The sequence below is a fragment of the Proteiniborus sp. DW1 genome (genome assembly GCF_900095305.1).
Classification (GTDB): domain Bacteria; phylum Bacillota; class Clostridia; order Tissierellales; family Proteiniboraceae; genus Proteiniborus.
Map to the genome: position 1 here is coordinate 1 of NZ_FMDO01000017.1, position 24,422 is coordinate 24,422.

General features: G+C 32.6%; 21 protein-coding genes. 18 read left to right on the forward strand and 3 right to left on the reverse strand.

The features are described from left to right. Positions 1-32 precede the first annotated feature (32 nt). Complete coding sequence (locus tag DW1_RS04605) at positions 33-1,481, forward strand: ATP-binding cassette domain-containing protein (RefSeq protein WP_159433551.1); 1,449 nt, start codon at positions 33-35, stop codon at positions 1,479-1,481. Positions 1,482-1,842: 361 nt separating this feature from the next. On the opposite strand, the gene DW1_RS04610 is transcribed toward DW1_RS04605, so the two are convergent. Next, positions 1,843-2,361 carry an ECF transporter S component gene (locus tag DW1_RS04610; RefSeq protein WP_074349471.1) on the reverse strand — a complete coding sequence of 173 codons (519 nt, stop codon included), beginning with the start codon at positions 2,359-2,361 and terminating at the stop codon, positions 1,843-1,845. Positions 2,362-2,605: 244 nt separating this feature from the next. Here DW1_RS04610 and DW1_RS04615 point away from each other — a divergent pair, with 244 nt between their 5' ends. From DW1_RS04615 to DW1_RS04625, 3 genes are all read left to right on the forward strand, one after another. Continuing rightward, entirely contained in the window at positions 2,606-3,106 is a 501-nt protein-coding gene (locus DW1_RS04615; RefSeq protein ID WP_074349472.1) for a MarR family winged helix-turn-helix transcriptional regulator, read from the forward strand. A gap of 237 nt (positions 3,107-3,343) precedes the next feature. After that, positions 3,344-4,051, forward strand: a complete 708-nt coding sequence (locus DW1_RS04620) for a DUF2238 domain-containing protein (protein WP_074349473.1) — start codon at positions 3,344-3,346, stop codon at positions 4,049-4,051. Between the two features lie 40 nt (positions 4,052-4,091). Further along, positions 4,092-5,288, forward strand: coding sequence for a MalY/PatB family protein (locus DW1_RS04625; RefSeq protein WP_347499702.1), 1,197 nt, complete (start codon positions 4,092-4,094; stop codon positions 5,286-5,288). Here DW1_RS04625 and DW1_RS04630 read toward each other — a convergent pair. Then, entirely contained in the window at positions 5,281-6,192 is a 912-nt protein-coding gene (locus DW1_RS04630; RefSeq protein ID WP_074349474.1) for a LysR family transcriptional regulator, read from the reverse strand. The genes DW1_RS04625 and DW1_RS04630 overlap by 8 nt on opposite strands. 167 nt (positions 6,193-6,359) lie before the next feature. On the opposite strand from DW1_RS04630, the gene DW1_RS04635 reads away from it, so the two are divergent. The 6 genes from DW1_RS04635 to DW1_RS04665 all read left to right on the forward strand — a co-directional run bounded on the left by DW1_RS04635 (position 6,360) and on the right by DW1_RS04665 (position 13,382). Further along, positions 6,360-7,664, forward strand: a complete 1,305-nt coding sequence (locus tag DW1_RS04635) for a YeeE/YedE family protein (RefSeq protein ID WP_074349475.1) — start codon at positions 6,360-6,362, stop codon at positions 7,662-7,664. Positions 7,665-7,703: 39 nt separating this feature from the next. Further along, positions 7,704-9,404: an FAD-dependent oxidoreductase gene (locus DW1_RS04640; RefSeq protein ID WP_074349476.1), complete on the forward strand. Its 1,701-nt coding sequence runs from the start codon at positions 7,704-7,706 to the stop codon at positions 9,402-9,404. Between the two features lie 41 nt (positions 9,405-9,445). Next, positions 9,446-10,210, forward strand: a complete 765-nt coding sequence (locus DW1_RS04645) for an ABC transporter permease (protein WP_074349477.1) — start codon at positions 9,446-9,448, stop codon at positions 10,208-10,210. A 25-nt stretch (positions 10,211-10,235) separates the two neighbouring features. Further along, positions 10,236-11,312, forward strand: a complete 1,077-nt coding sequence (locus DW1_RS04650; RefSeq protein ID WP_074349478.1) for a taurine ABC transporter substrate-binding protein — start codon at positions 10,236-10,238, stop codon at positions 11,310-11,312. A 251-nt stretch (positions 11,313-11,563) separates the two neighbouring features. Continuing rightward, the gene (locus DW1_RS04655) at positions 11,564-12,394 is read left to right on the forward strand and encodes a rhodanese-like domain-containing protein (RefSeq protein ID WP_074349479.1); all 831 of its coding nucleotides are present in this window, start codon (positions 11,564-11,566) and stop codon (positions 12,392-12,394) included. A 199-nt stretch (positions 12,395-12,593) separates the two neighbouring features. Next, the gene (locus DW1_RS04665) at positions 12,594-13,382 is read left to right on the forward strand and encodes an ABC transporter ATP-binding protein (RefSeq protein WP_074349481.1); all 789 of its coding nucleotides are present in this window, start codon (positions 12,594-12,596) and stop codon (positions 13,380-13,382) included. Between the two features lie 116 nt (positions 13,383-13,498). On the opposite strand, the gene DW1_RS04670 is transcribed toward DW1_RS04665, so the two are convergent. After that, positions 13,499-14,503, reverse strand: coding sequence for a CPBP family intramembrane glutamic endopeptidase (locus DW1_RS04670; RefSeq protein ID WP_074349482.1), 1,005 nt, complete (start codon positions 14,501-14,503; stop codon positions 13,499-13,501). Positions 14,504-14,911: 408 nt separating this feature from the next. Between DW1_RS04670 and DW1_RS04675 the strand changes: the two genes are divergently transcribed. From DW1_RS04675 to DW1_RS15780, 8 genes are all read left to right on the forward strand, one after another. Then, complete coding sequence (locus DW1_RS04675) at positions 14,912-15,316, forward strand: LapA family protein (protein WP_200800467.1); 405 nt, start codon at positions 14,912-14,914, stop codon at positions 15,314-15,316. 493 nt (positions 15,317-15,809) lie between these two features. Continuing rightward, positions 15,810-16,892 carry an ABC transporter substrate-binding protein gene (locus tag DW1_RS04680; RefSeq protein WP_242942437.1) on the forward strand — a complete coding sequence of 361 codons (1,083 nt, stop codon included), beginning with the start codon at positions 15,810-15,812 and terminating at the stop codon, positions 16,890-16,892. 13 nt (positions 16,893-16,905) lie between these two features. After that, a complete protein-coding gene (locus tag DW1_RS04685; protein WP_083605536.1) occupies positions 16,906-18,594 on the forward strand; it encodes an ABC transporter permease in 1,689 nt (562 codons plus the stop codon). Continuing rightward, positions 18,566-19,489 carry an ABC transporter ATP-binding protein gene (locus tag DW1_RS04690; RefSeq protein WP_074349484.1) on the forward strand — a complete coding sequence of 308 codons (924 nt, stop codon included), beginning with the start codon at positions 18,566-18,568 and terminating at the stop codon, positions 19,487-19,489. Before DW1_RS04685 ends, DW1_RS04690 begins: the two co-directional genes overlap by 29 nt. Further along, complete coding sequence (locus tag DW1_RS04695; protein WP_074349485.1) at positions 19,486-20,700, forward strand: glycosyltransferase family 4 protein; 1,215 nt, start codon at positions 19,486-19,488, stop codon at positions 20,698-20,700. The genes DW1_RS04690 and DW1_RS04695 overlap by 4 nt, the downstream gene beginning before the upstream one ends. Before the next feature lie 149 nt (positions 20,701-20,849). Next, entirely contained in the window at positions 20,850-21,443 is a 594-nt protein-coding gene (locus DW1_RS04700; protein ID WP_074349486.1) for a helix-turn-helix domain-containing protein, read from the forward strand. A gap of 115 nt (positions 21,444-21,558) precedes the next feature. Then, positions 21,559-23,169: a class I SAM-dependent DNA methyltransferase gene (locus DW1_RS04705; RefSeq protein WP_074349487.1), complete on the forward strand. Its 1,611-nt coding sequence runs from the start codon at positions 21,559-21,561 to the stop codon at positions 23,167-23,169. Then, positions 23,159-24,400, forward strand: coding sequence for a restriction endonuclease subunit S (locus DW1_RS15780; protein ID WP_074349488.1), 1,242 nt, complete (start codon positions 23,159-23,161; stop codon positions 24,398-24,400). The genes DW1_RS04705 and DW1_RS15780 overlap by 11 nt, the downstream gene beginning before the upstream one ends. Positions 24,401-24,422: the final 22 nt, after the last annotated feature.

Here is a 24,422-nt window from a genome sequence, read left to right on the forward strand (position 1 = left end):
ATTAGCCTATGAATAACTTTAAGAAATTTAAAATGTTTTTTTCACTTTCATGGAAAATATCACCTTCTTATATAATCCTCCTTATTCTTAGTACACTTATAAGCAGTGGTCAGGTTTTCATAAATGTTATTCTTCCAAAATATTTAATAGATGAGTTAACAGGAAGTGGAGAGATAGAGAAGCTAATTTTTATAGGTTCACTGATTGTTTTTTCAAATGTATTCTTTGCACTTTTATCAAATACCATGAAGCGTGTTATGGATGTAAAAAACATATATATGCGTGAAAAAATGAGTCAGGTGATGGCAGAGAAGATTATGAATGTTGAGTTTTCTTATCTTGAGAATCCCTATTATTTAGCTTTAAAAGAGAGAGCAGTTTTTGCATCTAATAATCAATCTGCAATGGAAAGAATGATAAATAGTGTAGCAGCAATGCTGAAAAATCTTGTAACAATAATAGGTCTTGTGGCTTTAATGTTTATGCTTAGCCCCTTGTTAGTAATTTTCCTAGCCATAACAATTGGTATATCTCTACTGATATATAGATTTTTTATGAAATATCAAATGAACTTTTTCCAGGAAATAATTCCTGTTAACCGCAGATATGGCTACTATGTAAGTCAATGTTACAATGACAAGCTTCAAAAAGACATAAGACTTTATGGTATGAGCAAAATGTTAACAGACCGAGTAACTGAATATAATAATGAAATAAATGAATGGCTCAGTGGATTTTATCAGAAACAGGGTAAATATCTAGGATTATATGGAGTTATTAATGATTTGCAGGCGGCAATTGCTTATGGTTATGTGGGTATAAGAGTAATAACAGATGCATTTGGACCCAGGATAGGTTTAGGCTCCTTTACTATGTACGTTTCAGCAGCTATTAATTTTACAACTGCAACAGCAGAATTTGGTAAGAATATAATGACTATAGCTCAAGTCCTCGGATATTTAGAGCCTTTTATGGAATTTATGTCTCTGCCAGACGAAGGCAAGGTAGGAGGAAGCCTTGAATTTGCAGGTGAAATAGAGAACATTGAGTTTAAAAATGTTTCCTTCAAATACCCGGGAAGCGATAAGCTAGTGCTACAGGATATTTCATTTGAAATAAAAAGAGGAGAGAAGATATCTATAGTAGGGCTTAATGGTGCAGGCAAAACTACTCTAATTAAGCTTATATGTAGACTCTATCGCCCTACCTCAGGTCAAATATTTATAAACGGTCAAGATATTTTTGAATACGAGCATGAAAGCTATATGAAAAAAATCGCAGCTGTATTCCAGGACTATAAGCTTTTTGCCTTTAGTGTAGAGGAGAATATAACATGCCAAGAGTTAAATAAAGATGCTCATAGAACTATGGAGCTAATAGAAGAGGTTGGGCTAAAAGAAAAAATAAGCAACTTACCAGACGGAATTAAGTCTATGTTTGGAAAGGCATATGACGAAAAGGGAATAGAAATGTCCGGATGAGAGAGTCAAAAGATTGCTATAGCAAGGGCCCTATATAAAGATGCGTCCCTGGTCATATTAGATGAGCCTACATCTGCTCTTGACCCAATAGCTGAAGCAGATATTTACGAGAATTTCAATAATCTTGTAGGAGGTAAGACAGCAATCTATATTTCTCATAGAATGTCAAGTAGTGTTTTTTGCGATAAAATACTAATCATTGATGAAGGAAAAATCTCCGACTTTGACAGCCATGAAAATCTCATGGAGAAAAAAGATAGCCTGTATTATAAACTATTTCAATCTCAGGCAATTAACTACCAATTGAATTAATAAATAGCGCCTCAAAAACAGATCTTATCTGATATTTGAGGCGTTTTAATTAGCTGTTATGGCTACTATTATGACTAGTTGGTGTCATAAAATTGACAATTGATGACTTCTGTAGGATATTAATTATTACATAAGATATAATTGCATCTGCAAAGTGATGAAGCACAGTTCCAACCCCTGTAATAATAAGCAGATTATATACATCAAAATCTATAAAAGGCATTACTACAAGGACTTCGAGCAACCCATGTAATGGAGCTGTAATGGCAGAAACCTTTCCATAGGATACCCCTTTATTTATGAGCATTGAACCAGCAAGTCCAACAAAGACATGCATGAATGCCCTAGCTCCAACAAGTGGCCCAAGATTTAGAAAAAAACCAAGTGCAGATCCTAAACCTGTCATTATAGCTACCTTTGGACCTAATAACATAGATATGAACATAGGTACATGAGAACCGAGAGTAGCTGAAAATGGTGGAATTATTACTTTAAAAAAAACTGCAAAAGGAATGACAATAGCAAGTGCTGTTAATAGTGCTGCTATTGCTAATTTTTTTGTGTTCATTTGAACCCCTCCTATTTTTTTATTTTATTTAATATAAGAATAACAAGTGTATATACACCTGTCAATACTAATGTAAATACAAAGAATATTCTGACAACTATTCTTTCATGTAAATCCTATCAAAATGGATATTTTGACATTTTAGAGATAATGAACAGGAGGGATTATTAGGACACTTTTTTTGATAATTAAAGAGAAGTATGATAAAATAGTTCAATAATGAACTATTTATATAGGAGGAAATATGAATAAAAAGATTGAAATCAACAGAAATAACATTTTTTTAACATTTAACTGGAAATCAAAAAAACTGTATGAAAAATTGTTTTACCCCATATTGAAAGAATTTGGTTTATCACAAAATGAAGCCGATGTTCTTCTTTTTTTGTTTAATAACAAGCCGCTTGATACAGCAAAGGATATTGTAGAATATAGGGCTATTTCAAAATCTTTGATATCTAAATCAGTAGATTTATTGATTAAGAAAGGTTACCTATCTTCAGAGGTGGATAAAGTCGATAGAAGGAGTGTCCATTTAAAAATCAAACCTACAGCTATTCCTATAGTTGAAAAGCTGCATGAAATTCAAAAGGACTACTTTACTCTCCTTCTACGCAATGTTACAGATGAAGAATATGATGTGTTTGAAACTGTTTTGAGCAAAATATATAGAAATATTACAGATGAACTAGATAAAGGTAATTCTTTTAATACCTCTAATACTTATTCTGCCATTATTAATTGAGGATAAAGTTACAGCAGTTTTTCTTGCAGAGCCAGTAGCAGACTTTATAGCAGTGACAGTTACTGGAATAATGTTTACAATGCAGTTTAGAAAGATATTAAGAAAATTAAAAGAATAAATACTCCCTTTCAAGTTACATTATAGTAAAATTATAGGAATAAATAGTTTGAAATGCTATAATTAAATAATAACAAGAGAGTTAATATCTATAAATATTATCGGAACAGGAGGGGGATTATGGGGAATTATGCTGTAAAAAAGAAAAGGAATCTTAAGGAAAAAATAGGACTATTACTTTTTTTAATCTTAATTATCTGTATTATCTATGTAGCAGCTATGATTATTATTTCGCCAACAGAAGCAGAAAGTGATGCTGAGTATGTTAGGGTAAAAAGTGACTATGTGCTCTCCCTTTTACAATGTGCTCTAGGACTTATTGTTATGTTTATTCCATCAATTATAGAAAAGAAAATATCCATTGACATACCTGACAGTATGGAAATACTCTATTTTACTTTTTTATTCTCAGCCATAGTTTTAGGCGAAGTAAGGGATTTTTATTATGTTATACCTTATTGGGATAAAATACTTCATGCCTTTAGTGCAGGAATGCTTGCTTCACTAGGATTTGTCTTAGTAGCTATATTCAAAAAGACAGAACGATTGAAATACTATTTAAGCCCACTTTATATTGCTTTGTTCTCATTTTGCTTTGCATTGACAATAGGTGTTGTATGGGAGATTTACGAATACTTAGCTGACGGATTACTATCTCTTAATATGCAAAAATATGCATTAGCTGATGGTACAAAACTGATAGGTAGAGAAGCACTTGCAGACACAATGGATGACCTTATAGTAGACACTTTAGGGGCTTTAGTTATTACTATATTAGGATATTTTTCGCTAAAAAAGCAGGAGGATAGAAATCAAAATAGTAATTAATATTATTAAAGAAGATTTTATGATAAGGAGTGTTATTTTCATGAATAATAGAGCACATGTGAGGTATGACTTTGAAACACTTGTGGATAGAACAGATACAGGCTCAGCAAAGTGGGAACTAATAAAGGAATGGAATCCAAATGCATCAAAAGGAGTAGTTCCATTTTCAGTGGCTGACATGGAATTAAAGAATCCCCCTGAAATAGTGAAGGGGCTCCAAGAATATTTAGATTCAGCTATCTTAGGATATACTATTCCTACTGAAAGTTATTATAATGCAGTATGTGGCTGGATGAAAAAAAGACATAACTGGGATATAAGGCCAGAATGGATTGTTAATACACCTGGAGTTGTTACAGCTTTTTTTGCAGGAATTAAGACTCTCACAGAGCCTGGGGATGGCATTATTGTAATGTCACCAGTATATTATCCATTTTATCATGCAATAGAGAGAAATGACAGAAATATAGTGAAAAATCCGTTAATAAGTACAGGAACATCATATAAAATAAATTATGAAGACTTAGAAGAGAAAGCTAAAGACCCGAAGAATAAGGTATTATTGTTCTGTAGTCCTCATAATCCAACTGGTAGAGTTTGGACAAAAGAGGAGCTAGAAAAAGTAGCAGATATATGTCTAAGAAACAATGTGTTTATCATTTCAGATGAGATACATAATGATCTCATTATGCCGGGTCATAAACATACAGTATTTGCTACTATTTCTGAAGAAGTGAAAAATAATATGATAGTATGTACAGCACCAAGCAAGACCTTTAACATAGCTGGCTTACAGAATTCAAATATTATTATACCAAATCAAAATATTAGAGAAAGATATAATAAGGTTCTTGAGTCAAATGCCATAGGACTAGTAAATATGATTGGTTTGAAAGCCTGTGAAATAGCTTATACTCAATGTGAAGACTGGCTGGAACAGTTAATAGAATTAATATATCACAATCACTTAGAGCTAAAAAAATATATCCAAGAGAATATTCCACAGATTAAAGTTTATGACTTGGAAGGCACCTATCTTCAATGGTTAGATTTTAATGCTTTTGGATTAAGTAACGAACAGCTAGAAGAATTGATGCACAAAAAAGCAGAATTATATTTTGACGAAGGATATGTATTTGGGGAAGAAGGTAGTGGATTTGAAAGGTGGAATATCGCTTGTCCGACTCAGGTCATGATGGAAGGATTAGAGAGACTAAAAAAGGTATTTGCTAAATAGCGAATACCTTTTCTTCTGAAACAGATAATAGAAAATCTTTAAAACTCTTTTCAAAAGGGTTTAACTCGTGTTGCTTTCTTTTAATAAATGCATAGCTGTATTTAAGACTTGATTTAGCATCAAAGTCATCTAGCCTAATTTCCTTAAATAGATTTCTTTCTATCTCAAATTGTATGCAGCTTCTAGGGAGAAAACTAAAACTTCTATTGTTAAAAATAAATGATTTAATAATGTCTATACAATTGCTATATAGTAGTACATTAAGTTCTTTTAGATCATAGCCATTGGCTTTTGTAAATTCCTTAATAAGTCTATAGTCAGTACAACACTTATCTCTTATAACAAGAGGTGCTTTTAGAAATTCGTCCTTGCACATAGAATCTTTGGGATAGGACGAGTGAGTAAAAAATACAAGCTCATCATCACAGAATTTTTTTTCCTCTAAAACATCTACCCCTGATGGAGCTATTATAATTCCAATATTAGAATCATAGTTTAATACACTTTCTATAACCTCGGGAGTACTATATATATCAATTCGTATATCAGCATCTGAATATACTTCCTTAAACTGATAAAGCTTTGACACAAGGTGGTAGGAACCGAAATTTTTACAGCAAGCAATAGAAAGTTTATTTTCTTTCATAGCCAAATCTTCAATACTACAATACATGTTTTCCTCTAAAGTAAAGATGGATTTTGCATACTCAAAGACAACTTCACCAACAGAAGTTAATAAAACTCCTTTATTAGACCTAATTAACAAAGTATGCCCTAATTCATCCTCTAAGTTTTTAAGTTGCATGCTTAAACCTGGTTGGGATATGTGAAGCTTTTGACTAGCTTTTGAAATACTATTATACTTTGCAACCCAATAAAAGGATTTCAAATAGTCTATATTCATAAAATCCTCCCCCTTTATAACTCCCAAGTCCTAATCATAAATAAGTATTATACTGTATAAGAATACCTTATAATCCCAAGTCCTAATTCTATTATATACTATACTTAGAGATAAGCCAATATACTTATCTCGTAAAAATGTTAAATAAATAACAAGGAGGTAGTAAAATGATTAAACAAGAGTCAAGAAATCAAGAGACAAAAATCAGCAAAATACAACCAATCATTGGTCTTATCCTTCTAGTTCTAATTATTCTTCTAGGAAATCATGTTTTTAAAAATGGTGGAACTATGACCCTTAATCTTATCACTGGAGCAATTTTAGGTTATATTTTTACACGTTCACGTTATGGATTTGCAGGTGGAATTAAGAGACTTTATATTACAGGAGAGGGTAGTCTTACAAAAGCACTATTAATTATGTTTGCAATATCAGCTATTGCAGCAGCAGGAATACACTGGGGAGCAGCAGCGAAAGGCGCAGTGCCAGCATTTATGGCAGGAGTAGGACAAGCGGTTATTCCAGGTACAGGTAGTGTAGGGATGATAAATATATCACTTATAGTGGGAGCCTTTCTTTTTGGTATAGGCATGATGATTGCAGGAGGTTGTGCTTCAGGTACACTTACTGATGCGGGAGAAGGCTCAGTAAGAGCTCTTATCGTAATGCTATTCTTTGGATTTGGAGGAATTATTGGTCTTATAGCAAAGCATGGATTCAGTGAAACTGCATTAGGTAAAATTGGTGCAAGAGTATATTTGCCAAATATATTTGGTTACATAGGTGCAGTTTTAGTAACATTTGGATTCCTATTAGTTTTATATTGTATCACAAGAAAATACGAAGATATTAGAAAGAAAAAAGGTACATATCAGGAGAATATTTATGAAGCAGATGAACTCCCACTTAAGGAAAAGGGACAATTCAAGTTTTTCAGCTACAATACTTATCATAAGTTCTTTGTAGAAAGATGGAGCTTTACAAAAGGAGCTATTCTAACATCTGTTATGTTCATATTTATCATAAATACAACTGGCAATAGTTGGGGAGTTTCTGGTGGGTACCCTCTATGGGTTATGGCACTATTAGATAAGTTTGGAATTGAATTCACTTCACCAGCACTTGCTGGAAATGTAAAGGCTATACAAAATGGCTTATTAAATCATGGTGTAACTTTAAGAAATCTTGGAATGATAGCTGGTTCAGCAGTGGCATTCCTTTTAGCAGGTAGATTTAAATTAGACTACAAATTTAGTATAAAAGATGTTGTGTTCTACGCAATAGGTGGACTTTTACTAGGATTTGGGGCAATGTTTGCTGGTGGTTGTAATATAGGAGCATTATACTCAGCTATTTCAAATTTTTCATTATCAGGATGGGTTTATCTTGTATCAGCTGGGTTAGGTGGTATAGTTGCATTAAGATTATTTGAAGGTAAAGTAAATACTATACCAGCTAGATTTAAGAAATAACTTAAATTTAGAACAATATGGAAAGGAGCAGGTGTAATTATGAGTAAAAGAATCTTAATAGTAGGAGGAGTAGCAGGAGGAGCATCAGTAGCAGCAAGGGTAAGAAGGTTAGATGAATTTGCAGAAGTCATAATGTTTGAAAAAGGACCTCATGTATCATTTTCAAACTGCTGTTTACCGAATCATTTAAGTGGAATGGTAGAAAACAGCGATGACCTAGTTCTAATGAATCCAGAGCAATTCAAAAAACAATATAACATAGAAGCGAGAGTAAATAACGAAGTTTTGAAAATCAACAGAGACAATAAAACCATCACAGTAAGAAATCTAGAGACAGGAGAAGAATACGAAGAAGGCTATGACAAGTTAGTACTATCACCAGGAGCTAATCCAATAGTGCCAAGAATAGAAGGACATGATAAAGACCATGTATTTACAGTAAGAAATGTAGTGGACATAGACAAATTAAATAGATATATAAGAAATGAAAAAGTAAAAGACATAGCAGTAATAGGTGGGGGATTCATAGGAGTAGAAGTAGCAGAAAACCTACAACTAGCAAATCAAGGCTATAATGTAACATTAGTAGAAGCAGCAGACCAAATCATGGCACCATTTGACTATGATATGGTACAGATATTACACAAAGAAATGATAGACAAAGGCATAAACCTAATAGTAGGAAACGGAATAGCAAAGGTAGAAGATGACTATATAGAATTATCATCAGGAAAGCGATTACCGGCTCAAGCAGTAGTTATGGCAATAGGAGTAAGGCCAGAAACAACACTAGCAAGAGAAGCAGGCTTAGAAATAGGGGAAACAGGAGCTATAAAAGTAGACCATAACTACTTAACAAGTGACAAAGATATATATGCAGTAGGAGACGCCATAGAAGTATATCACAAGCTAACACATAAAAAGACAAGACTAGCACTAGCAGGACCAGCACAAAGACAGGCAAGAGCAGCGGCAGACCATATGTATGGAATACCACATAGAAATACAGGAGTAATAGGCTCATCATGTATAAAAATATTTGACATGAATGCAGCATCAACAGGCTTAACAGAAAAAGCAGCAAGAAATGCAGGGATACAGTATGATTTTGTTTACATCATACCAGGAGACATAGTAGGACTAATGCCTGGAAATAGCCCATTCCATTTAAAGCTAATATATGAAGTGCCAACAGGAAAGATACTAGGAGCACAAGCAATAGGAAAAGGAAATGCATCAAAGAGAATAGATGTAATAGCTGCCATGATAATGATGAATGGAACACTAGAAGATCTAAAAGAACTAGAGCTATGCTATGCACCAGCATTTAGTACGGCTAAAGATCCAGTAAATCACGCAAGCTTAGTAGCACTAAACATACTAAACGGAGTATTTAAACAAGTACCAGTATACAAAGTAAGAGAACTCGTAGAAAATAATGCATTCATAATAGACGTAAGAGAAAAGCATGAATATGAATCAGGACACTTAAAGAATGCAATAAATATACCATTAAGCGAGATAAGACAAAGAGCATCAGAAATACCAAAAGACCTACCAGTATATTTACACTGTCGTTCAAGTCAAAGAAGCTACAATGCAATAATGGCACTACAACATATGGGATATGATAATCTATACAATATATCAGGTTCATACCTAGGTATTAGTTACTATGAATACTACAATGACAAGGTAACAGGAAGAGAAAAGATATTGACTGAGTATAATTTTAACTAAAAGAAAGTCTATCATATATTAAATAGAGCAGGAGAAAAATAATGAAAACTATAAAAAAGTTGACTATTGGAACTTGGATTTTTATTATACTTGCTTGGTATTTAATTACTAAGTCTAATATAGTCGAATCTGTACTAGTACCGTCGCCATATGAGGTGTGGACTACATTTTTGGATATATTAAAAGGAGGCTATAATGGCATTTCACTAATTTCTCACTTAGGGATTAGTTTTAAAAGGTTATTTATAGCATCATTAGTAGCTATTATTACCTCAATTCCCCTTGGATTACTAAGTGGATATTTTAGCAAGGTTAGGGCCATAGTAGATTCCATAATCCAGTTCTATCGTCCACTTCCACCTCTTGCCTATTATACCTTGCTTATACTGTGGCTTGGAATAGATGATGAATCCAAAATAGCCTTATTATTTTTGGCAGCCTTTGCACCAGTATATATATCATGTGTATCAGCTGTTACTAAAATCAATCAGGACTACATCCTTAGTGCAGAGTCCTTAGGAGCAAGTCAAAAAAGGATATTTCTTCATATAGTTTTGCCTGCATGCTTACCAGAAATTTTTACAGGCATTAGAACAGCAATAGGGGTGGCATATACTACTTTAGTCGCTTCAGAAATGGTAGCAGCAACATCAGGTATTGGATGGATGGTCATAGATGCATCCAGATATTTAAAAAGCGATGTAATGTTTGTAGGCATCATAATTATGGGAATAACAGGTATATTGATTGATTTGGTATTGAAGTTCTTAGAAGAGAAGCTAGTATACTGGAAAAGTTATGTCTAAGTATAAGGGAAGAGGGGGGCACTATATGCAAAAATATATTAAAACTAATATTGTAATTTTACTGATAATATCTTTATTATTTTTACTAATGGGATGTAGTAAAAACTTAGGTATCTCTACACAAGAACATAAATCTGATACATCAATGCCAAAAGAAATAAATATTGGAATTTTGAGAGTGCCTAATGATGAAACCATCGCAATTTCTCAAAAAATATATGACAAGTACTTCACAGATAAGGGTATAAAATGCAACTTTATAGTTTTTGATTCAGGAGTAGATGCCAATAAGGCATTTGCTTCAAAGAGTATTGACTTTGCAACCATGGGAAACACAAATGGAATAGTGGCATTGTCTACTGGACTTGATGTAGAGCTGATATGGATTCATGAGGTACTTGGCGAAATAGAAGCTTTAGCAGTTAGAGAGGAGCTAAATATTAATCAAGTGGAAGAACTTGAAGGTATGAAAATAGCAACAACCTTTGCTTCCACATCACATTATACTCTGCTTAATGCTCTTAGGAAAGCAGGTATTGAAGATAAGGTACAACTTTTAGATATGCAGACAGCAGATATAGTAGCAGCATGGGAAAGAGGGGATATTGACGCAGCATATACTTGGCAGCCTTCTCTTGGAAAGCTACTAGAAAAGGGTGGAAAGATCATAGTATCAAGTGAGGACATGGCAAAAGAAGGCTATATAACAGCAAATGTAAAGCTAGTAAGGAAAGAATTTGCAAAAAAATATCCTGACCTAGTCGCTTCTCTAATAGCATGTTTGGCAGAAGGTGCAATGATATATGGAGAAGACCCTCAGGAAGGTGCAGAAATTGTATCAGAGGAGCTTCAAATAAAGCCTGAAGATGCTTTAAAACAGATGGAGGGGGCCATATGGCTTTCTCTAAAAGAGCAACTAGAGAGTGAATACTTAGGGACAAGCAGTTCAACAGGCAAGTTTTCAAAAATTATGAAGGATACAGCAGATTTCTTAGCACAACAAAAATTCATCAGTAAAGTTCCGACACAAGAAGAATTTGATAAATTTATAAATCCTAGCTATATTGAAAGAGCTATAGAGATTTTAGAGTCAGCTATCTAAAGATTTAACACTTATGGTAAGCACTTTAATGCTATAGCTACAAGATATATATAAAATGTATTTTGTGCTTCTATAGATTTTAATTCTGTTATTCATAACAGGCGAAAAGCTTGTATGGTAGGCAAGTTAAAATTCGTTATTTGTGAAAGGAGATGAATAGCTAAGATTTAACTAAAAGTCTGACTTCCTTATCGCTACAAGCTGTAAAGACAATTTAGTATTAAAAAATTATTTAAGGGGGATAAAATTAAATGTTAAAGGAGTCAAGAGTATATAAGCAAGCTTTACTGTTGGTATTAATTGTTATTTCATTAACATTTTCTCTAATTGGTTGTCAATCTGAAACTACAGTACAAGAAGGTCCTAAATATATAGATAGAGCTTTAACACCTGAGCAATTTGAAGCTAAGCTTGCAGAAGGAGGTGCAATAGTAGTAGATATAAGAAGAGCTGAAGAACTAGAAGAAAAGGGCAAGTATAAGGATTCTATTCATGTGCCAAATGAGATAATTCAGGAAAATCAGGACGAAGCAGCGAAACTATTACCTGAAGATAAAAATACTACACTACTAATCCACTGTGCTGTAGGAGGAAGAGCATCTAAGGCAATAGATGTTGTTATAGACAAACTTGGATATAAAAATGCATACTACCTAGCTAGTCCTATAATTTTTGATGAAGAGGGGAATATTAAAGATTATGTTCAGAGAGCTCTAACCCCAGAACAATTTGAAGTGAAATTAAAAGAAGATGTTGTTGTAGTAGACATAAGAAGAGCAGATGAACTAGAGAAAATGGGGAAATATAAGGATTCTATCCATGTACCAAATGAATTAATTAATGAAGATTTAGAAGCTGCTTCAAAACTGCTTCCTGAAGATAAGAATACTCTTATATTAATACATTGTGCTAAAGGTGGAAGAGCATCAAGTGCTATCGATAAAATTGCGTATGATTTAGGATATAAAAATGCATACTATCTCAATAGTCCTATCTTCTTTAATGCAGAAGGAGAAATTACTGGATATGTTGGAGAGGACACTCAAGGAGCGCCTTCTACAGACGAAGGATGTGGCAATTAAATTTCAAGATCTTTTGCATAAAAAATAGCATAAATACTAAATCAAAATTACCTCTAGCTATTATTAGGCTAGAGGTGATTTTTGCTTTCTCTGAGAAAAATAAAGGAAAAGAGGCAATTATAGAGAAAATATATGCTAAGCTATTATATATAAATTTCATAGGGATTCGAGTTATTAACTTGTAGTGGAGGAGAAAAGCATGGAGAATGTAAGAAAAGATAATATAATCATAGATATTCAAAATGTAAGCTTAACTTATGAAACCAAGAAAAAGCCAATTATAGCCATTAAAGATATAAGCCTACAGATTAAAAAAGGTGATTTTTTATGTGTATTAGGGCCCTCTGGATGTGGCAAAAGCACTTTGTTAAGAATTATAGCTGGTTATTTGAAACCCACTTCGGGAACCTGCCATATGCAAGGCGAACCCATCACTGGTCCTGATTGGCATAGGGGAGTTGTTTTCCAATCACCTACCTTATATCCTTGGATGAGTGTCAGAAAAAATGTAGAATTTGGACCTAGAATGAAGAACTTATCAGAAGAAGATATTGAACGTATAGGAAGACACTACCTAGAACAAGTTGATTTAATAGATTTTAGTGACAAAGCTACATTTGAGCTTTCAGGAGGTATGAAGCAAAGAGTAGCTTTAGCTAGAGTTCTAGCTAACGAACCTGAGGTTATATTAATGGATGAACCCTTTGGTGCTTTAGATGCACTTACAAGAGTAAATATGCAGAAATTAATTCGAGATATCTGGATGGAAAATAAGAACACTATTTTTATGATTACCCATGATATAGATGAAGCACTGTCACTAGGAACGAGGGTTTTAGTCATGTCAAAATCTCCAGGCAAAATACTAAAAGAATTCAAGCTCGATTTTACTTATAAAGCAAAGGAAAGCAAATACGGACGTGTTAAAATTGATGAAAAATATATGGATATCAAAGAAGAAATATTGGATATGATTAGCCAAAGATAAAGCCGATGAAATTACATACTATAGAACCTAAAATAAGAGCCGAGGAAAGTTTTGTTTGCCATATAGACGTATCTGACAAACAAAACTTCCCTTTAGCATATTAGCCCTTGTACAGTTTATTGCCCTATTTCTAGATGATGATTTTGCTTAGATAAAATCCCCTTTTTAATTAATAGTCTTATAAGAATAAAAATAGAAACAGATAATATAAAAGTTACAATAATTCCTCCTTCAGGGCCAAATGCGCCACCTGTTATCCAAGCTGGTCCTGTTAGTCTAGTCTCGATAATACTTGCTTTTCCCATAATCATACCACTTACTGGTAATCCCAGAACATTTCCCATAAACCAATTCCAAATAGAGTGCTGTGCAAATATTCCCCATAAACATTGATCATTTAAGGCATACAAGGCTGCAAATACTCCATACAGTATTAGATTAACAATTGATAATAAGCTAATATTAGGATTTAAAATATGTAAAAAACCAAAGAAAGCGGAAGATAGAATAATTGCAGTAGATACTTTATAATGTTTCGATAGTACAGGCATCATCCATCCTCGAACAACTACTTCTTCACTTGCACCTTGAATCATAAAACCTATTAAAAATAGAAAAACTAGACTTATAGCAGAAGTCCCAAAACCAGCAGTAGCATGAATAGGCTCGGATACAATCTCAGCCAAACCAAATAGTAAAACAACTATAAAGTAGAATAATTGCATTGCAATAGCAACTAATGAACCGATTAGATATTTTTTCAATTTTTTATTACTTCTAAGTCCTATAGATGCAAAAGGCCTTTTTTCAATAAACTTTATGTAGATAAAAAAACTAAATATTACAGCACCTGTAGAAATTATTAATGAAATCCACTGAAAAAATGGGCTGCTTTCAATAGTTAGAATATTACTTATGGCACCTGTAGCAAGTGCAATTATAGCAAAAACAATTCCTGTAATAAATGTAATTATAAAAGTTGGTATAATTTGAACTGCAACTGCTATTAGATAGATAATGAACCAAAAAATATATTTTTTGCTTCCAATTTTATCATAACTTCGTTTAGTAGTTTCATTAAATAGCTCAAGATATGTTTTTTCCTTTTTAAAACAATACATAAAAAGTCCTCCTTTAAAATTTTTTTCTGATAAAATCATCTCATTATGGGAATACCGAGATGATTTTATTATAGTTATTATTTGTTCAAAAAGCAATTCAGCAACTGATATAGACAATAAATGTATGTGGTAGGTGACTGAGTAATTTAATCACTCTATACTTACTAATAAAGTAAGTTACTTATAAGTGGGAAGCTAGTCAATATCTATATAACATATAAGAACAAAACATTTACTACTCTACTTGTCAAATTATATGCAATATATTACAATATGAAATGATTGCCTTAAAAATGAGTAACTTTTTAGGAGATGAATAAAAGGTTAAATTTTTTATCAATCTAGTTTAATAAAAAGTATTTGGGTATAATTAATTGAAAAGGAAACATATTTGAGGGGGAGAAGTTTGTGAAGCTAAAAATAAACATGGAAATTAGATTCATAATATCTTTATTATTTTCTATTATAGTTGCTGTTTTTGCTATTCAGAATGCAGGAAACGTTGAGATTAATTTTTTATTTGCTAAATTCACCATTTCTCAGGCAATAGTTATATTGGCTTCTGCAATAGTAGGAGCTTTAATTGTGCTTTTACTTGGTCTTATAAAGCAAATAAAGCAAAATATGAAAATTAAGCAGCTAAATAAAGAAATAGAGAGCATTATAGAAGAAAGAGATAAGCTTCAGACTAGAGTAGATGAACTAACATCTGGTAGTATACAAAACGAGGAAACAGTAGAAGAAACTATAAAAGAATTGGATTTGGATGATGTAAATTATACTGAGTTTAAGAATAATAGTTCAAATGAATAGTAGCATATTTTATATAATTCATGATAATGAATAAGACCTAGGTGGGTAATTTAGTTGAAAAACTATTTTTACTATGGTAGAATTGCAGCGGAAGGAGTGATAGATTATGAAGAGATTCTTAGTAAAACATCCGAATACTATTAATAGCGTGTCATTTCTGAACCCCATGTTCGTTTTGTCAACATGACAAGGTGATAATCCTTCATGGCATGAGGAAAAAATATAAATTTGTTATCATTTCACAAAGCTACTTGAATATCTAGTCTCACTATACATATTAAGTCCCTAGGTATAAGAAGTAATGGTTTTTGTTAAAGATAACAATATATGCCGATATATCAAGGGCTTAATCAAATACTATAAACTTCCAATTTATAAAACTAAATAAAACACCCTTAACCTAATCATTACTTATCATTTAGGTTTAGTTTTAGTGCCAATGATTAAGTATAATAAAAAAACAAAACATTAAAAAAAGAAGAGGAGAATGATTGTGAAAAAAAACATTTTGTTAATCATGTTACTGATTTTGACCATGGTTATAGCTGGTTGTACAAGTGATAACCCAAAGGTAGATGAAGATTCTAAACCACAAGAAAACATAGTAGAAGAACAAGGACAAGAACAAGAAGATAAACTTGATTTTCAAGGCAGGACAATGAATGTTGTTACTACATCTGAAAAATATTCAGAGTTATTTGATGCATTTGCAGAAGAAGTAAATGCTAAAGTTGAATTCTTATCTATGAGTAGCGGTGAGGTAATTGCTAGAGTAGAGGCAGAAGGTGGAAAACCAATGGCTGACCTATGGTTTGGTGGTGGACTAGACGCTTTTATGGCAGCTAAGGATTCAGGCTTACTTGAGCAATATGTTCCAAAAGAAGTAGATAAAATTGATAGCCGATTTGTAGACAGCGAAAATTACTGGATATCAAAAGGTCTAACAGTTGTTGGATTTTTAGTAAATGAAGAATATTTACAAGAAAAGAATCTAGAAGTTCCTACAACTTGGACTGACCTTGCAGACCCTAAATATAAGGATGAAATAATAATGTCAAACCCAGCGATATCAGGAACCAACTATGGTGCAGTAAAAGGTATACTAGATATGATGGGTGAAGAAAAAGGCTGGGAGTACCTTGAAAAGCTAAATGAAAATATTCCTTTCTATGGTAAGAGAGGAAAGGATCCTGAAGAAAAAGTAGTAGCAGGAGAATTTGCCATTGGCATCGTTCCAGCAGACAAGGCATCATTTGATGTAGCAGAGAAAAACAACTTAACAGTAGTCTATCCAGAAGATGGAATTCCATGGGTACCAGAGGGAGTAGCTATTTTCAAAGGCGGAGATGGAGTAGACATAGCGAAAGCATTCATAGATTTTATGTTAAGAGATGAAAATCAAAAGAAACTTTCAGAGTTAGATGGAAAAGATAGTGCTCAAATGATAAAAGAGGGAATAGAAGGATATGACTTAGGTTTACCAGAAGATAAACTAATAGATCAAGATATTTCTACTTTTGGTACTATGAGAGAAAGCATATTATCAAGATGGGAAGAACTAACTAAAGGTAAATAATAGGTGATAATAAATGGGTATAAAGATGAAGACTTTAGATATAATGGATTCAGTACTAACAATGAGCAAAAATAAAAAGACTCTAGATATAATGAATTCACTACTTAAAATGTTTATGATTTTATTGATTTTAGTCTTTGTCTTGTACCCATTTTTATCGGTATTTGGCAAAGCACTATATAGTGATGGGAAAATTAACTTTTCAGAATTTGCATTTTTAAAGAGTGAATCTTATTTAGTAAAAAACTCTATATTATCTGCAACTATAACCGCTTTGTTTTCAACTATATTTGCATTGGCTTTAGGACTTATGACATTTTTTGTTACAGAAAGACAGAAGAAGCTCATTATGTTCATTTTGCTTCTTACTATGGTTTCACCGCCATTTATAGGGTCTTTAACCTATATAGAGTTATTTGGTAGGAATGGATTCATAACTAAAGAGATATTGAATTTATCCATAAATCCTTATGGGATATGGGGAATAGTATCTGTTCAAACTTTAGGATATACATCTTTAAATGCAGTACTATTAATAGGATATTTAAACTCCTTCGATAATACTATGATAGAGTCTGCAAAATCTTTAAAGGCTAATACTACTAGTATTTTGTTAGATATTATAATTCCTCTTATGAAACCAGCCATAGCTGTTTGCTTCTTATTGAGCTTTATTAGATCTATGGCGGATTTTTCAACTCCTATGATAATAGGAGGGGCTTTTAATACCTTAGCAACAGAATCCTACTTATCTATTATTGCTAAAGGAAATTCACCAAGGGCTTCTGCATTATCTATAATGCTTTTTATCCCATCAATAATAGTATTTGTCGTATATAGCCATTTTTTAAAGCAACAGCAAAGTGCTTCTAAAAACTTAAGAGAAACAACAGTGAGGATGAAAAGGACAGGCTTATATCATTTAATAAAAATCCTGGCAATATTTTTTGTATTGTGGTTAGCAATTCAATATGCAGCCATTTTTACATCAGCTGTTACAGACAAATATAAGGGAGAGATTTATTTTACTCTAGACAATATTATAGATAGTATTCCTCATATTAAAGATAGTTTTGTAAGAAGTATAATATACTCCATAATTGCAGGAGTGTTTGCAAGTTTAATAGGGCTAATATTATCTTTTTATTCTTATATTATGAAAAGTAAATTCATGAAGATAATCGACTTCATTTCAAATATGCCCTATATAGTTCCAGGAACTTTTTTTGGACTAGGCTATGTTTTTGCCTTTAATAAAAGCCCATTAAAACTAACAGGAACTGTTGCTATAGTTATATTGAATTTGATTTTTAGGCAATTACCTATGTCCATTAGGACAATTCAAAATAGTATGACTCAGATAGAAAAGTCAACTTTAAACTCAGCAAAGGATTTAGGAGCTCACAATTTATATATTTTGAAGGATATGGTATTTCCCATGAGTTTTTCAGGATTGTTTCTTTCTTTTACAAATGCATTTATATCCTCAATGACCACCATAGGATCCATAGTATTTTTAGTATATCCAAGTAGAAAACTTGCTACCTTCGTATTATTTGATTTAGTATCTAGTGGAAAATATAAAATAGCTTCTGTACTTTCTTGTATTATAATTATAGTATGCTTATCTGTTAGCTTATTATCTTATAGATTATTTGATAGGAGCAATAAAAATGTTTTTACAAATAAAGAACTTAACTAAAAAATACAATAATATAGAAGCTATAAAAGATATTTCTTTTTCTGCCAAGGAAAAGGAAATAATCTGTATTCTCGGACCTTCAGGCTGTGGAAAAACTACAATACTTCAATCTATAGGTGGATTTATTAAAACAGATGGTGGAGAAATCATATTAGACGGTAAAAACATAGGAAACTTAGAGCCAGAAGAAAGATCAATAGCTACAGTATTTCAATCCTATGGATTATTTCCTCATAAGACTGTAATTGAGAATATAACATACGGTCTTAAATTTAGAAATTATAAGAAAAGAGATGCTCTAATAGAAGGCAAGAAGATGCTGGAAGTTCTAAACCTGAAGGGTTATGAAAACAAGAAAGTAACAGAATTATCAGGTGGAGAGCAGCAAAGAGTTGCCTTAGGTCGTGCTTTAATAGTAAAACCCAAATTATTATTATTAGACGAACCCTTTTCAAACCTAGATACAAGACTAAGGGTTACCATGCGGGACGAGCTTCTTAGAATAAGAGATCATTTTAATATTACTATGTTATTTGTAACCCATGACCAAGAAGATGCTTTTTCAATAGCTGATAGAATAATCTTAATGAATAAAGGAAAAATAGAACAAATAGATACAGCAAGAAATATTTATGCAAATCCAAAATCTGAGTATGCTCTTAAGTTTATAGGGTCAGCTAATATAGATAATGGTTTTTTTGTAAGACCAGAAGCTATTAAGATATCTCCAAATGGAGAAGAAGCCACAGTTATAGGAAAGACCTTTAAAGGTTCTTATATTGAATATATTATAGAATATAAAAACAAAAAGTATAGAATGCTTAGACTTAATAATGAAGAAGAACTTGAGATAGGTAACAAAATATATATAGAAATGGAAATGAGGGAAATATGAAGATATTACATGTTTTAGCACAATTACCATCAAAAACAGGTTCAGGAGTGTATTACTCCAATATGATAGAAGGCTTTAAAAAATATAAACATGAACAAAAAGCTATTTTTGGATATCAAGATGACCATGTTTGGGACATTTTACCTGATGAAGACCAATACCCTGTAGTTTTTAAGACTGAAGAATTACCATTTCCTATAGTAGGTATGAGTGATGTAATGCCTTATGAAAACACTCTGTATTCATCAATGACTGAGGAAATGATGGATATTTGGAAGGAAGCCTTTAGAAAGAGACTAGAACAAGCAAAGAGAGAGTTTAATCCAGATATTATATTTGCTCATCATCTATGGATTTTGACTAGCTTAGTTAGAGAAGTCTTTCCAGATACAAAAATTATTGGACTGTGTCACAATACAGACTTGAGGCAGGCTAGAATGAATCCCCATATAAAAGAGAAACATGTAGATAAAATACATGAGCTAGACTATGTGTTCTCAATTTCTGAGCAGCAAAAAGATGAAATAGTAGAAATATATGGAATGGATAGAAACAAGATAATTGCAGTAGGAGGAGGATATAATCAAAATATTTTCTATCCTCCTAAAGAAAAGACTTATTCAGACAAAATCAGACTTGTATTCTGTGCAAAAATAGATCCTTCTAAAGGAATCTATGAACTTATAGAGGTTTACAAGTCACTAGGGCTAGATGATGTGACTTTAGATATTATAGGAAGCCCTAATGAAGAAAGTAAAAAGAAACTCGAAGAATATATTCAAGGCGATAATAGCATAAGAGTATATAATGTAAGAGACCAAGTAGCTTTAGGAGATGAATTAAGAGAAAAAGATATATTCCTTATGCCTTCCTACTATGAAGGTCTAGGACTTATGGCCATAGAGAGTTTAGCTTGTGGGCTCTATGTAGTAACTACAGAAATAGAGGCACTAATGACACTTTTAGGAGAAGATATAAAAGAATCTGGTATAATAAAATATGTACCACTTCCTAGAATATACGGCACTGACAAACCAGTTAAGGAAGATCTACCAGAATTTAAAGGAAAGCTAAAGAAGGCTATACTATGTCAAATTGAAAAAGTAAGAGAGAAGAGAACATTCCCTAAAGAAATGGAAGACAAAATTAAGTCATTCTCCTGGGAAGGATTAGTTGATAAAATGAATAGATTTATAAATGAAATAGTATAAAGAACGTATAGACAATCACCTTTAGACATAACTAAGGGTGATTTTTGTATTTATAAAAGCTGGATTTTCTTTGTCTTTATTGACTCAGACAATATTTTCTAATATAATATAACTATATTGTCTTAGACAATATTTAGGGAGGTGGACAATTGATAGGACTAGAATACATCTTAAATCTATATAATATGCAGCACACAGATTTAGCAGAAAACCTGGGAATAAAAAAGCAGAATATAAACCTTTGGATTAAAAGAAAGCAAAATATCCCCAAAAAATATCTCCCTCTGCTAGAAGAGTTGTTTGGAATAAAAAAGGAGTATTTTACAAAAGAGTTAACAGAGATAGAAAAACTAGAGATTCAGAAAGAAAAACTAAAGCAGGAATTAAAACCAGTTATTAAAAGTCATGAACAACAATTTATGGCAGGAGAAAATAGTAATTTTGTAGAAGTACCTATCTATGACAAAGAAGAAATAAATACTATAGAGCGAAATATTGAAAAGGCAAAGCTAGTATCTAGATTTAAAGAAGCATTAAATGTCGTAGATAACAACCCTTATATAGATACATATAAGCTAATAATTGAGCTATTAGAAAAAGTCCAACATGAACCAGTTTTTCGTAAAACCATAGAAGCACTAGCCCATTATTATGAGCTTTTACCTGATTGGGTAGAAAGTGAGCCAGAACAAGAAGAGTTTGAAGGAGAAATATTTGAAGTATTTGATGACTATAACTATTAAATTATGATCCCAGTCATTCTGAACGCAGTGAAGCATCTAAAGTATTTAACTTGTCATTCTGAACGACAGTGAAGAATCTCATAGTATTTTAACAGGAATTTAGGAGGTAACATATATGTCAACAGCTAACATTGGATTTGAAGAAACCTTATGGAAGTCAGCAGACAAATTAAGAGGTAGTATGGATGCAAGTGAATATAAGCACGTTGTGCTAGGATTAATATTTCTCAAATATATCTCTGATAAATTTGAGACTAAGTACAACCAGCTTTTAGAAGAAGGAGAAGGCTTTGAAGAGGATAGGGACGAATATACATATGAAAATATTTTCTGGGTTCCCAAGGAAGCTAGATGGGGCTACATTAAAGACAATGCTAAAGACCCAAAAATAGGTCAGCTAATAGATGATGCTATGATTCTTATTGAAAAGGAGAATCCAACCTTAAAAGGTGTTTTAGATAAAAGATATGCAAGACCAGAGCTTGACAAAAGAAGACTTGGAGAACTTATAGATTTAATATCTACAATCAAACTTCATGACAATGGAGAAAAGGATTTGCTTGGTAGAGTTTATGAATATTTCCTAGGAAAATTTGCTAGTGCAGAAGGCAAAGGCGGAGGAGAATTCTATACGCCTACAAGTGTAGTTAAGACGCTAGTTGAGATGATAGAGCCATACAAAGGTAGAATCTATGACCCTTGTTGTGGCAGTGGAGGTATGTTTGTTCAAAGTGAAAAATTTATTGAGGAGCATCAAGGAAGGATAGAAGATCTTTCAATATACGGTCAAGAGCTAAATTCTACAACTTGGAAGCTATGTAAAATGAATCTTGCTATAAGAGGATTAGATTGTAACCTAGGTCCTCATCATGATGACACCTTCCATAATGACCTACACAAAACTCTTAAAGCAGATTATATTTTAGCCAATCCACCTTTTAATGTCAGTGACTGGGGCGGAGACAAATTGACAGATGATGTGAGGTGGAAGTATGGAGTACCACCAGAGGGAAATGCAAACTATGCATGGCTCCAGCACATGATATATCATCTATCACCAAATGGAGTAGCAGGGGTTGTACTTGCTAATGGGGCATTGAGCTCTAATACTTCTAACGAAGGAGAAATAAGAAAAAATATATTAGAAGATGACTTAGTAGATGCTATTGTAGCACTTCCAGATAAATTATTTTATTCTACAGGAATACCTGTTTCACTATGGATACTAAACAGAAACAAAAAAGACAATCCAAAGTATAGAAGTAGAGAGCACGAAGTTCTGTTTATAGATGCAAGAAAATTAGGTGTAATGATAGATAGAAGACACAGAGAGTTAACAGATGAAGATATCAGATTGATAGCAGATACTTATCATAGATGGAGAAACGCAACCAGTCATCCTGAGCGAAGTGAAGGATCTCAATTTAGAACTAATGATGAACCTAAACTTCCACTTGTAGCTGAAGAAAGTGAAGAATATAAATTAAATGTTTATGAAGACATACAAGGTTTCTGCAAATCAGCCACTATAGAAGAAATAAGAGAAAATGACTATGTCCTAACCCCAGGTAGGTATGTTGGCATAGAGGAAGTAGAAGATGATGGTATACCATTCGAAGAAAAGATGGAAAACCTGACAAGTGAGTTAGCAGAGCTGTTTAAGAAGTCCCATCAACTAGAGGAGGAAATTAGGAAGAATCTAGGGGGGATTGGGTATGAGTTGTAGTGAGTGGAAAGAAGTAACATTAGCAGATATTTCGATTGGAGGTAAAGGTAGTTATGGTATATCTGCTTCTGCAGTAGAATACTCAGAGGGCTTATTCACTTATTTAAGAATAACAGATATAAGTGATGATGGAATTATTATAAAAGATAGCTTGATGTCTGTTGATGATAAAAATGCTGAAAAGTATTTATTAGAGCCTAATGATATTGTCTTTGCAAGAACAGGTAATAGTACTGGTAGAAGTTATTTTTATGATGGTAGAGATGGGAAGTTTGTATATGCTGGCTTTTTAATAAAGTTTAGTTTGGATCCAGAAAAGGTTAATCCTAAGTTTATGAGATATTATACAATTTCAACAGATTATAGGAATTGGGTGTCTTCATTTTCTACTGGAAGTACTCGTGGAAACATTAATGCTCAAACATATGGAAGCATGAAAATAAAATTACCACCTAGGAAACAACAAGATTTTTTAGTTGAAATTCTTTCAAAGTTAGACGAAAAAATTGAAATCAATAAGCAAATCAACAAAAAATTAGAAGAAATGGCACAAGCTATTTTTAAACATTGGTTTATAGACTTCGAATTTCCAAATGAAAATGGAGAACCATATAAATCTAGTGGTGAAGAGATGGTTGAAAGCGAACTTGGGATGATACCTAAGGGGTGGGAAGTATCAAACTTAAATACAGTTGCAGATATTGAAATGGGACAGTCTCCTAAGGGAACTAGCTATAATGAATCTGGTATTGGTGAAGTTTTTTACCAAGGGAGAACTGACTTTGGAAACAGATTCCCAACTAAAAGATTATATACCACTGAACCCAAGAAAATGGCGAAAGCAGGAGACATTTTAATGAGTGTCAGAGCACCTGTTGGAGATATAAATATTGCTTATGAAGATTGTTGCATAGGTAGAGGGTTATGTTTAATAAGAAATAGAGAAGGTCATAGTTCTTATATGTATTATTTAATGATGAGTATTAGAGAGACATTAGAGATATATAATAGCGAAGGGACTGTGTTCGGGTCAATTAATAAAGAAACGCTAAAAAGCTTGCCTATAATTAAACCACATAGTTCTATAATAGAGATGTACGAAAAACTAGTAAATGATTTAGATCAAAAATATTTATATAATGTTAAAGAAAATAGAATTTTAGTTTCATTACGTGATACTCTCCTACCAAAACTAATGTCAGGAGAAATAAGAGTACCTGTTGATAATTAAGAATTAAGGAATAAAAATTAAG